The sequence below is a fragment of the Streptomyces sp. NPDC058650 genome, assembly GCF_042717315.1.
GTDB lineage: Bacteria > Actinomycetota > Actinomycetes > Streptomycetales > Streptomycetaceae > Streptomyces.
The window spans coordinates 178660-187663 of record NZ_JBHXRL010000016.1 but is presented as its reverse complement, the minus strand read 5'-3'; the positions used below and the strand labels follow the sequence as shown (position 1 = coordinate 187663).

Below are 9004 nucleotides of genomic sequence, written 5' to 3'. Positions count from 1 at the left end.
CCGTCGAGCGCATGATGCGCGACGCCAAGATCACCCAGATCTACGAAGGCACCAACCAGGTCCAGCGCATCGTCATGGCCCGCAACCTCCCGTAATCACAAGTCTGTTGGAAGGAGACAGGCCGTGACCCTGAAGATCGCTGTCTGTGTGAAGTACGTCCCCGACGCGACCGGCGACCGCGGTTTCGCCGATGACCTGACGGTCGACCGCGACGAGGTCGACGGTCTGCTGTCGGAGCTCGACGAGTACGCCGTCGAGCAGGCCCTGCGCATCTCCGAGGAGTCCGACGACGCCGAGGTCACCGTCGTGACCGTGGGCCCGGACGACGCCAAGGACGCGCTGCGCAAGGCGCTGTCGATGGGCGCGGACAAGGCCGTCCACGTCAACGACGAGGACATCCACGGCTCCGACGTCATCGCCACCTCCGCGATCCTGGCCAAGGCCCTGGAGAAGACCGGCTTCGACCTGGTCGTCTGCGGCATGGCCTCGACCGACGGCACGATGGGCGTCCTGCCGGCCCTGCTCGCCGAGCGGCTGAACGTGCCGCAGGTGACGCTGCTCTCCGAGGTCTCGGTCGACGGCGACACGGTCAAGGGCCGCCGCGACGGCGACTCCGCCACCGAGCTCCTGGAGGCCCCGCTGCCGGCCGTCGTCTCGGTCACCGACCAGTCCGGCGAGGCCCGCTACCCCTCCTTCAAGGGGATCATGGCCGCCAAGAAGAAGCCGGTCGAGGAGCTGGACCTGGACGACCTGGACATCGACGCCGACGAGGTGGGCCTCGCCGGGTCCTGGACCCTCGTCGACGCGGTGGCCGCGCGCCCGGCCCGTACGCAGGGCACGATCGTCACGGACGAGGGCGACGGCGGCAAGCAGCTCGCCGCCTACCTCGCCACCCAGAAGTTCATCTGACCCACCGTCAGCCAGACACCCACTCAGGAGCAATGAATCATGGCTGAGATCCTGGTTCTCGTGGACCACGCCGACGGTGCGGTCCGCAAGCCGGCCCTCGAACTCCTCACCCTGGCCCGCCGCATCGGCGAGCCCTCGGCGGTCGTGCTCGGCGCGGGCGAGGCCGCGGCCTCGATCGCCGCGACGGGCGGCGAGTACGGCGCGGCCACCGTGTACGTCGCGGACGGCGCCGAGTTCACCGACCAGCTGGTCGTCCCCAAGGTCGACGCGCTGACCCAGCTCGCGAAGGAGAAGGGGGCCGCCGCCGTCCTGGTGACCTCCTCCGGCGAGGGCAAGGAGATCGCCGCCCGTGTCGCCCTGCGCCTCGGCTCCGGTCTGATCACCGACGCCGTGGAGCTGGAGGCCGGCGAGAACGGCCCGGTCGCCACCCAGTCCGTCTTCGCCGCCTCGTACCAGGTGCGCTCGACGGTCTCGCACGGCGTCCCGGTCATCACCGTCAAGCCGAACTCCGCCGCCCCGGAGGCCGCCCCGGCCGCCGGCACGGTCGAGAACGTCGCCGTCGCCTTCACCGGCAACGCCGCGAAGGTCGTCTCGCGCACGCCGCGCGTCTCCACCGGCCGCCCCGAGCTGACCGAGTCCGCGATCGTGGTCTCCGGCGGCCGTGGCGTCGGCGCGGCCGAGGGCTTCGCGGTCGTCGAGAAGCTGGCCGACTCGCTCGGTGCGGCCGTCGGCGCCTCCCGCGCCGCCGTGGACGCGGGCTGGTACCCGCACGCCAACCAGGTCGGCCAGACCGGCAAGCAGGTCTCGCCGCAGCTGTACGTCGCGGCGGGCATCTCCGGCGCGATCCAGCACCGGGCGGGCATGCAGACGTCGAAGACGATCGTGGCCGTCAACAAGGACGCCGAGGCCCCGATCTTCGACCTCGTGGACTACGGCGTGGTCGGCGACCTCTTCGAGGTACTGCCGCAGCTGACGGACGAGATCGGCGCCCGCTGACCGTCCTCGTCGCCCAACGGTAAGGGGCGGGTGGCTGGCACTCTGTGCCAGCCACCCGCCCCTTCCGTGTGCGTCGCGCGTCAGAACCAGCCGTCGAGCGGGACCTCCTCGCAGAGCCGGACCACCGGCCTGCGTCCGGTCACCCCGACGCCGGAGGAGAGCTTGACCCGGACCCCGGGCCGTACCGCGTGCAGCGGCCCGTCGACGCGGCAGCGGACCGTGAAGCCCTCCGACATGTACACCGGCCAGAGGTCCGCGTCGGCCGCGGCGACCCCACGCCGTACGGAGATCACGCCCTCACCCTCGCTGACTTCGGGGGTGAGCTCGGTCGACCCGCAGGTCGGGCAGAGCAGGCGCTGGAACGTCGTGGTGTGGCACCAGCGGCAGCGCTGGAAGTAGAGCTCGGAGTCGGGGGCCGACTCCTCGGCCTGGACGGCGGTCCCGCTCCTCAGTCCCGTGTGGAACACGATGCCTTCTCCTTGCACTCGGCGGCTCGACCGTGCAGGGCAAAGATATGGCACTGAGTGCCATCAAATAAAGACCTGAGTTCCCTCAATTCGAGATACCGAGAACCCCTGGGCCCCGCGGGAGGCGCAGGGCCGCCCCTCAGCCCTCGCCGAGGCTCGACTCCACCTCGCGCACCACGCGCCACATCGGCGTGGACCGCTTGGTGATGACCACCACGACGTCCTCGTTCTCCTCGGCCGGCGCGTCCGCCACCGCGTCCGGGCTCCAGGTCGCCCGTACGAACTCCAGGGCCCGGTCCACCTCCGCCAGCGGGTCGCCCTCGCCGCCCGAGCGCAGCCAGTGGCGCAGGGCGTGGTTGTGGGCGGCGACCACCGCCGCCGCGACCACGTTGGCGCGCAGGGTGCCGTCCCGGCGGTCGGCCCAGCGGGTGCGCAGATAGTCGCCGAGGGTCTTCTCGTACCGCCAGACGACCGAGAGCTCGTACGTCCGCAGTCCGGTCACCTCGCGGGTGAGCCGGTAGCGCTGCACGGAGAAGGTCGGGTTCTCGGCGTACATCCGCATGACGAGCCGAGCGGCGTCGCAGACGCGGACGATCGGGTCGTCGGAGTCGGCGCTCGCCGCGAGGAAGCGGGTCATGTCGGCGAGGCACTGCTCGTGGTCGGGGAAGACCACGTCCTCCTTCGACGGGAAGTACCGGAAGAAGGAGCGGCGGCCGACGCCCGCGAGCGCGACGATGTCGTCGACGGTGGTCTGCTCGTAGCCGCGCTCAAGGAAGAGCTGGAAGGCCGCGGCGATGAGGGAGTCCCGCATCGCGGGCTTCGGAGAGTTCGTCGAGGCAGTTCCCATGGCCCCGAACCTAACACCCGAACCGCCCGATGCGGCACTTGGTGCCGGGTGATTCCGGCACTGAGTACCGCATCGAGGGTACGGAGGGTCAGAGGGGCCCCGGCCCCACCAGTCAGCGCGGGGCCATGCGCAGGGCGCCGTCCATCCGGATCGTCTCCCCGTTGAGGTAGTCGTGCTCGACGATCATCGTGACCAGCCGGGCGTACTCCTCCGGGCGCGCGAGGCGCTGCGGGAAGGTGACGCTCGCCGCGAGACCCGCCCTGACGTCCTCGCCGAATCCGGCCATCATCGGGGTGTCGACGATGCCGGGGGCGACGGTGACGACCCGGATGCCGAACTGCGCCAGGTCACGGGCCGCGGTGACGGTCATGCCCGCGACGCCCGCCTTGGAGGCGGCGTAGGCGATCTGGCCGACCTGGCCCTCGAAGGCGGCGATCGAGGCGGTGTTCACGACGAGGCCGCGCTGCCCGTGCTCGTCGGGCTCGTGCCGGGCGATGGCCTCGGCGGCGAGCCGCATCACGTTGAACGTCCCCAGCAGGTTGACGTTGAGCACCGTACGGAACAGGTCGAGGTCGTGCGGACCCTTGCGGCCCAGGATGCGGGCGGAGGGGGCGATGCCCGCGCAGTTCACGGCGAGCCGGAGCTCGGCGCCGTCGGCGTCGATCGCGGCCAGGGCGTCGCGTACCTGGTCCTCGTCGGTGACGTCCGCGGCGAGCAGACGCACGCCGTCGGGCAGCGGCCCGGCGGCCGCGACGGCCTTGTCCAGGTCGAGGCCGTAGACGGCGGCGCCGCGGGCGGCGAGCGCGGCGGCCGTGGCGGCGCCGAGGCCGGAGGCGGCGCCGGTGACGAGAGCGGCGGAGCCGGCGATGTCCATGGAACTCCTCGTTCGTGTCGTGCGGGTGGGACCCTGCCGCCGGGATGGCCGCCGGATCGGGCGCGTACCCGCGGAAAACCGCGCGGTCCGCGCGATCTGCGCCGCCCACCATAGAACCGCAGGCAGCGCCCCGGAAGCGGAACCAAGACATCCTCCGGCGGTAGTCGACCGGTCGTACACTTCCGCCATGGGGCGAACGAGTGACGCGCGGGAGCGCATCCTGACCGCCGCGAAGACGCTGATGCTGTCGCGCGGCTACTCCGCCCTGGGGGTGGCGGAGATCTGCAAGGCGGCCGGGGTCCCGAAGGGCAGCTTCTACTACTTCTTCGCCTCCAAGGAAGAGCTGGCCCTCGCCGTGATCGACGAGCACTGGACGGTCCAGCGCGCCGAGTGGACGCGAGCGCTGGACAAGGACGTCCCGCCCCTCCAGAGGCTGCGCAGGCTCTACGAGTCCACCGCGGCCGAACTGCGCACCGGACAGCGGAGCTGCGGCACCGTCACGGGCTGCCTCCTCGGCAACCTGGCCCTGGAGATGAGCACCGGGACGGCGACCGTGCGCGACCGCCTGCGGGAGATCTTCGACGAGCAGGTGGCCCTGGTGGAGGGGACCGTCACCGAGGCCCGCGGGCGCGGCGAGGTCACCGTCGCCGACGCCCACGAGGCCGCGCGGTCCCTCGTCGCCCAGCTGGAGGGCCAGGTCCTCTTCGCCAAGCTGTACGACGACGTGGGGCGCTTCGACGTCATGTGGGCGAACTCCCTGACCCTGCTCGGCGCGGCGGCGCCCCCCACTGATAACTGACCTTTCATCAGAAGGGCTTGGTCGGCAGGTACTTGCCGTCGAGCGTGATGACGGCGCGCTCGCCGCCCTCGGGGTCGGCGACCTTCTTCACGTCCAGCGTGAAGTTGATCGCGGAGATGATGCCGTCGCCGAACTCCTCGTGCACGAGGGCCTTCAGGGTGGTGCCGTACACCTGGAGCATCTCGTAGAAGCGGTAGATCGTCGGGTCGGTCGGGATGCCGCCGTCGATCGATCCCCGGGAGGGGATCGTGCGCAGCAGCCGTACGGCGTCCTCGTCCAGGCCGAGGAGCTCGGCGACCGCCCGCGCGGACGCCTCGGGCAGGGCGTGCTGGCCGAGGACGGCGGCGGTGGTGAAGGCGACGGAGAATCCGGCGGCGTCCGCGATCCGCTGCCAGGTCAGGTCCTTGACGGTCTTGGCCTCGACGGCGGCGAGGGCGAGCTCGCGGCGGGCGGTGGGGTCGAACTGGGCGTGCACCATGAGAAGTACGTCCTTCGTTTCTGTGGGGGATCTCGGGGGTCAGGCGGCGGCGAGGGCGGGGCGGGCGACGGTGTCGAGCTCCTGGACGGAGCCCTCCGCGATGTCGAAGACCCAGCCGTGCAGCAGGATGTCGCCCGCGGCCAGCGCGCGGGCGACGGAGGGGTGGGTGGCGAGGTTCGCCAGCTGGGCGGCGACGTTCTCGCGCACCAGGGCGGCCACGTCCCCCTGGTGTCCAGCCGCGGCGGCGCGGGCCAGGGAGGCGTCCGCGTGCCGAAGCCAGGCGGCGACGGCGGGCGCGGAACCGAGGTCGTGGCCCTCGGCGAGCGCGGTCATCGCGCCGCAGGCGGAGTGCCCGCAGACGATGACGTCCCGCACGCCGAGGACCGCGACGGCGTACTCGACGCCGGCGGAGACCGCGTCGGTGCCCGGGGCGTGGGCGGGGACGAGGTTGCCGGCGGTACGGATGACGAAGAGCTCGCCCGGCTCGGTCTGGGTGATCAGCTCGGGGACGACGCGGGCGTCGGAGCAGCCGATGAAGAGGGTTCGGGGGCGGTGGACGGTGGCGAGGCGGGCGAAGAGCCCGGCCTTGGCAGGGAAGACCTCCCGCTGGAAGCGGTCGATTCCCTCGGCGAGATGAGGCATGCCTTCACCCTGCACGACCAGGGGCTATAGCGTCCAAGACCGGTCATCGATCTCGGCCATAGATGCGATCTATACCAGCCGTACACTGGCCTCATGCAGCCGGAACTCCGCCACCTCCGCTATCTCCTCGCCGTCGCCGAGCACGCCAACTTCACCCGCGCCGCCGAGGAGCTCCGCATCGCCCAGCCGACGCTGTCCCAGCAGATCAAGCAGCTGGAGAAGGCGCTCGGGGCCCAGCTCCTGGATCGCACCGGCCGGACCGTGCGCCTCACGGACGCCGGGGAGACCTACGCGCGGTACGCCCGGCGCGCGCTCCGGGACCTGGCTGCCGGCGAGCGGGCCGTGCTCGACGTACGGGACCTGTCCCGCGGCCTCCTCCGGCTGGCGGTCACCCCCACCTTCACCGCGTACCTCACGGGTCCGCTCGTCGCCGCGTTCCACACGCGCCACCCCGGCATCACCGTGGAGGTGCGGGAGCTGACGCAGGACCGCATCGAGGCCGAACTCCTCGCCGACCGGGTGGATCTCGGCATCGCCTTCGACGGCGTCCATCTCCCGGGCGTCGAGGCCGTGGAGCTCTTCACCGAGACGCTCGGTCTCGTCGTCGGCCCCGCCCACCCGTACGCGGGCCGCACGGAGCCGCTGCCCGTGGCGGAGCTGACCTCACATCACCTCGCGCTGCTGACCGAGGACTTCGCGACACGGCGACACGTGGACGCCTACGTGGCCGAGCACCGGGTCGAGCCCCGGATCGCGGTGGAGGCCAACTCCGTCAGCGCGCTCACCGAGATCGTCCGGCGTACCGACCTGGCCACGGTCCTCCCCGACGCCGTCGCCCGGGACCACCCGTACCTGACGCCCGTTCCGCTCTCCCCCGCGCTTCCGTCCCGGGGCGTCGCCCTGCTGCGCCGCTCCGGCGGCTACCGGAGCGCGGCGGCCGAGGCCTTCGCCGAACTGGCCCTGGAGGGCGACGAGACGGAGCGGGGTCATCCGATCGGTTGACCCGGGGGTCGGCCGTTGAGTCCTCCGGGTGCAGCCGGGACGCCGACAGGGTGCGGCGCGGGACGACACCAGGATGGAAGGGAGAGAGCGGGCCCCGGCTTCCCGACGGCCCTCGTGGTTCCCCGAGTTCACTGGAGCAGACCCCATGAAGCACGTGAAGAAGGCCTCCTCGCGCACCCGTGCCGTGGCCGGTGGCGCACTCGCCGCGGCCATCGCGCTCGGCGGCTTCGGCGCCTACTCCGCCAGCGCCACCGGCGAGGACACGGCGGCCGCCCCGGCCGCCGCCGTCGCGAAGGCGGACGCCAAGAACAAGAACACGACGGCCTCGACGCACCTGACGATCGAGGCCGCGACGAAGGCCGCGCAGGCGACGCTGGACGCCGCCGAGAAGGAGAACCAGCGCGTCTCCGTCGCCGTCGTCGACCGCAACGGCAACACCCTCGTGACCCTGCGCGGCGACGGCGCCGGCCCCCAGTCCTACGAGTCCGCCGCGAAGAAGGCGTACACCGCCGTCTCCTGGAACGCCCCCACCTCCGAGCTCGCCAAGCGCCTCGCCCAGGCCCCCAACCTCAAGGACATCCCCGGCACCCTCTTCCTCGGCGGCGGCGCCCCCGTCACCGCGAAGGGCGCGCCCATCGCCGGCATCGGCGTCGCCGGCGCCCCCTCCGGCGACCTCGACGAGAAGTTCGCCCAGGCCGGCGTGGCCGCGCTCGGCAAGTAGGCCGTGCGCGGCAAGCAGGCCACCCGCGGAACGTAGGCCGCCCCGCCGGGATCAGCCCTACTCCGGGCGCGCCAGGCCGCGGCTGATGACCAGCCGCTGGATCTGGTTCGTTCCCTCGAAGATCTGCATGATCTTCGCCTCGCGCATGAAGCGCTCCACCGGGAAGTCGCGGGTGTAGCCGTAGCCACCGAGGACCTGGACCGCGTCCGTGGTGACCTTCATGGCCGTGTCGGTGGCGATGAGCTTGGCCGCGCTGGCCTGGCGGCTGAAGGGGCGGCCGAGGTCACGGCGGCGGGCCGCGTCCAGGTAGGTGGCGCGGGCCGCGTCGACCGCGGCGGCCATGTCGGCGAGGAGGAAGCCGAGGCCCTGGTGGTCGACGATCCGGCGGCCGAAGGTGGTTCGTTCGTTGGCGTAGTCGACGGCGGCGTCCAGCGCGGCCTGGGCGAGGCCGGTCGCGCAGGCGGCGATGCCGAGGCGGCCGCTGTCGAGGGCGCTGAAGGCGATCTGGAGGCCCTGCCCCTCCTCCCCCACGCGCCGGTCGGCGTCGATGAGGGCGCCGTCCCAGTACGCGGAGGTGGTCGGGACCGCCTGGAGGCCCATCTTGCGCTCGGGCAGGCCGAAGCTCAGCCCTTCGGTGGCGCCGGGGGCGAGGAAGCACGAGATGCCGTGGCTGCCGGGCGCGGTACGGGCGAAGAGCGCGTAGAAGTCGGCCCGGCCGCCGTGGGTGATCCAGGCCTTGGTGCCGGTCACGCGGTAGCCGCTGCCGTCGTCCTGGAGCTCGGCCTTGCAGGAGAGGGCTGCCGCGTCCGAGCCGGCCTGCGGTTCGGAGAGGCTGTAGCCGCCGATGGTCCGGCCCTCCAGCATCGCGGGCAGCCAGCGCTCCTTCTGCTCCGCCGTACCGAAGGTGTGGAGGGGGTGGCAGGCCAGTGTGTGGACGCTGGTGGCGACGGCGACGGCCGCCCAGCGGGCGGCGAGCTCCTCCAGGACCTGGAGATAGACCTCGTACGGCTGGCCGCCGCCGCCGTACTCCTCGGGGTAGGCGAGGCCGAGGAGCCCGGCCTCGCCGAGGGTGGTGAAGAGACCTTCGGGATAGGTCTCGGCGGCCTCGTGCTCGGTCACCCGCGGAGAGAGCTCCTTGTCGGCGATCTCCCGGGTGAGGGCGATGAGGTCCGCCGCTTCGGGGGTGGGAAGCAGGCGGTCGACATCCATGGCGACTCCAGCGGCGCGCAAAGTGGTACTGGGGCAGGTACTGCAGTACCGCTTAGCGTA

At 72.1% G+C, this 9004-nt stretch carries 12 protein-coding genes; 6 read left to right on the top strand and 6 right to left on the bottom strand.

What is annotated here, in order from left to right:
- The 3 genes from ACFWWU_RS26420 to ACFWWU_RS26410 form a co-directional block, all read left to right on the top strand.
- The coding region (locus tag ACFWWU_RS26420; protein WP_132919430.1) for an acyl-CoA dehydrogenase family protein at positions 1-95 on the top strand (95 nt) is incomplete at its 5' end.
- Positions 96-123: 28 nt separating this feature from the next.
- On the top strand, positions 124-909 hold the full coding sequence (locus ACFWWU_RS26415) for an electron transfer flavoprotein subunit beta/FixA family protein (RefSeq protein ID WP_384148392.1): 786 nt from the start codon (positions 124-126) through the stop codon (positions 907-909).
- Between the two features lie 39 nt (positions 910-948).
- Positions 949-1905, top strand: a complete 957-nt coding sequence (locus tag ACFWWU_RS26410; protein WP_384148390.1) for an electron transfer flavoprotein subunit alpha/FixB family protein — start codon at positions 949-951, stop codon at positions 1903-1905.
- Between the two features lie 80 nt (positions 1906-1985).
- Here the strand turns inward: ACFWWU_RS26410 and ACFWWU_RS26405 are convergent, their stop codons facing one another.
- The 3 genes from ACFWWU_RS26405 to ACFWWU_RS26395 form a co-directional block, all read right to left on the bottom strand.
- On the bottom strand, positions 1986-2372 hold the full coding sequence (locus tag ACFWWU_RS26405) for a zinc ribbon domain-containing protein (RefSeq protein ID WP_384148388.1): 387 nt from the start codon (positions 2370-2372) through the stop codon (positions 1986-1988).
- Between the two features lie 139 nt (positions 2373-2511).
- On the bottom strand, positions 2512-3219 hold the full coding sequence (locus tag ACFWWU_RS26400; RefSeq protein WP_384148386.1) for a TetR family transcriptional regulator: 708 nt from the start codon (positions 3217-3219) through the stop codon (positions 2512-2514).
- Between the two features lie 112 nt (positions 3220-3331).
- Positions 3332-4093 (bottom strand): SDR family NAD(P)-dependent oxidoreductase, encoded by a 762-nt coding sequence (locus tag ACFWWU_RS26395; protein WP_384148384.1) that lies wholly within the window; start codon positions 4091-4093, stop codon positions 3332-3334.
- A 187-nt stretch (positions 4094-4280) separates the two neighbouring features.
- On the opposite strand from ACFWWU_RS26395, the gene ACFWWU_RS26390 reads away from it, so the two are divergent.
- Positions 4281-4892: a TetR/AcrR family transcriptional regulator gene (locus ACFWWU_RS26390; RefSeq protein WP_384148382.1), complete on the top strand. Its 612-nt coding sequence runs from the start codon at positions 4281-4283 to the stop codon at positions 4890-4892.
- A gap of 7 nt (positions 4893-4899) precedes the next feature.
- Here the strand turns inward: ACFWWU_RS26390 and cynS are convergent, their stop codons facing one another.
- Together cynS and ACFWWU_RS26380 are read right to left on the bottom strand one after the other, a co-directional pair.
- Positions 4900-5370: a cyanase gene (gene cynS, locus ACFWWU_RS26385; RefSeq protein ID WP_384148380.1), complete on the bottom strand. Its 471-nt coding sequence runs from the start codon at positions 5368-5370 to the stop codon at positions 4900-4902.
- Between the two features lie 39 nt (positions 5371-5409).
- Positions 5410-6012: a carbonic anhydrase gene (locus ACFWWU_RS26380; RefSeq protein WP_384148378.1), complete on the bottom strand. Its 603-nt coding sequence runs from the start codon at positions 6010-6012 to the stop codon at positions 5410-5412.
- A 93-nt stretch (positions 6013-6105) separates the two neighbouring features.
- On the opposite strand from ACFWWU_RS26380, the gene cynR reads away from it, so the two are divergent.
- Together cynR and ACFWWU_RS26370 are read left to right on the top strand one after the other, a co-directional pair.
- Positions 6106-7014: a transcriptional regulator CynR gene (gene cynR / locus ACFWWU_RS26375; RefSeq protein WP_384148376.1), complete on the top strand. Its 909-nt coding sequence runs from the start codon at positions 6106-6108 to the stop codon at positions 7012-7014.
- A 154-nt stretch (positions 7015-7168) separates the two neighbouring features.
- Positions 7169-7735: a heme-binding protein gene (locus tag ACFWWU_RS26370; RefSeq protein ID WP_384148406.1), complete on the top strand. Its 567-nt coding sequence runs from the start codon at positions 7169-7171 to the stop codon at positions 7733-7735.
- 57 nt (positions 7736-7792) lie between these two features.
- Here ACFWWU_RS26370 and ACFWWU_RS26365 read toward each other — a convergent pair whose 3' ends face one another.
- On the bottom strand, positions 7793-8944 hold the full coding sequence (locus ACFWWU_RS26365; RefSeq protein ID WP_384148374.1) for an acyl-CoA dehydrogenase family protein: 1152 nt from the start codon (positions 8942-8944) through the stop codon (positions 7793-7795).
- Positions 8945-9004: the final 60 nt, after the last annotated feature.